Source organism: Neisseria sp. P0001.S005, from assembly GCF_051963715.1.
Genome location: NZ_JBQCTZ010000932.1, coordinates 1 through 297, shown reverse-complemented (window position 1 = coordinate 297; position 297 = coordinate 1). Strand labels below are relative to the sequence as shown.

Genomic DNA, 297 nt, shown 5'->3' with positions numbered 1-297 from the left:
CTTGTGCGGTTTGCTGGAAGAAGGTGCTCATGAGAAATCTCCTAAATGTCTTGGTGGGAATTTAGGGGATTTTGGGGAATTTTGCAAAGGTCTCAGGAAATGTGGGCGGTTGTCGTGGTGCCGTGGGTATTGGTACAGCCTTGCAAAGACTGAATAAGGCCGTCTGAAAAATAGAAAACCGGAACATTTAGCATGTTCCGGTTTTCTATTTTTCAGACGGCCTATTGCAAAGTAAAGCCTGCTTTGAATTCAAGCTTCGGCACCCCGATAACGAAACGTTTGCCGATACTGTCTTCA

1 pseudogene is annotated in these 297 nt (G+C 45.5%); it reads right to left on the bottom strand.

Features of this window, described 5'->3' with window-relative positions:
• Positions 1-221 precede the first annotated feature (221 nt).
• A pseudogene (locus ACTHSP_RS23555) lies at positions 222-297 on the bottom strand (Co2+/Mg2+ efflux protein ApaG); the annotation flags it as partial.